Origin of the sequence: Winogradskyella rapida (genome assembly GCF_042675845.1) — a bacterium.
Lineage (GTDB): Bacteria > Bacteroidota > Bacteroidia > Flavobacteriales > Flavobacteriaceae > Winogradskyella > Winogradskyella rapida.
This window is the reverse complement of record NZ_JBHTKM010000063.1, coordinates 987,880-988,979: the sequence shown is the minus strand read 5'-3', so window position 1 is coordinate 988,979 and position 1,100 is coordinate 987,880. Positions and strand designations below refer to the sequence as shown.

The following is a 1,100-nucleotide window of genomic DNA, read 5'->3' as shown; positions in this document are numbered from 1 at the left end:
TCGTAAGTAATCAAGCTGTGGTAACCGGAACAAGTAGCATTGACGGTTCAACGCTAGAAGACCTTTCAGATGATGATACCGTTTTAGAAGATGATATTACCGATTTAATCTTGCCATTAGAATCAGGCATCGCAGTGATTAAAACGGGAGTTTTTAATGATGAAAATAGTGATGGTTATGCAAACTTAGGCGAATCAATCACCTACAGTTTTACAGTCACCAACCAAGGGCAAGCTACGATAACAGATGTTGTTCTTACAGATGCTATGTTAGGCGGAGAACTCACTTTGGCCTCAGGAGACGACAATAGTGATAATATCCTAGATGTCGATGAGATTTGGTTGTACTCAGCCAACTATACAATTACACAATCAGATATTGATGCAGGTATCGTAAGTAATCAAGCTGTGGTAACTGGAACAAGTAGTGTTGACGGTTCAACGCTAGAAGACCTTTCAGATGATAATACCGTTTTAGAAGATGATATTACCGATTTAATCTTGCCATTAGAATCAGGCATAGCAGTTATAAAAACGGGAGTTTTTAATGATGAAAATAGTGATGGTTATGCAAACTTAGGAGAAACGATTACCTACAGTTTTACAGTGACCAATCAAGGGCAAGCCACGATAACAGATGTTGTTCTTACAGATGCTATGTTAGGCGGAGAACTCACTTTAGCCTCAGGAGACGACAATAGTGATAACATCTTAGATGTCGATGAAGTTTGGTTGTATGCCGCAAGTTACAGTATCACACAATCAGATATTGATGCAGGCATCGTAAGTAATCAAGCTGTGGTAACCGGAACAAGTAGCATTGACGGTTCAACGCTAGAAGACCTTTCAGATGATGATACCGTTTTAGAAGATGATATTACCGATCTCATCTTGCCATTAGAATCAGGCATAGCAGTTATAAAAACGGGAGTTTTTAATGATGAAAATAGTGATGGTTATGCAAACTTAGGAGAAACGATCACCTACAGTTTTACAGTCACCAACCAGGGGCAAGCCACGATAACAGATGTTGTTCTTACAGATGCTATGTTAGGCGGAGAATTAACAATAGCCTCAGGAGACGACAATAGTGATAACATT

The 1,100-nt window shown here is 39.3% G+C and carries 1 protein-coding gene; it reads left to right on the top strand.

From position 1 onward, the window contains the following. On the top strand, nt 1-1,100 hold a 1,100-nt coding region (locus ACFQ13_RS11660), incomplete at both ends, for a DUF7507 domain-containing protein (protein WP_449361596.1).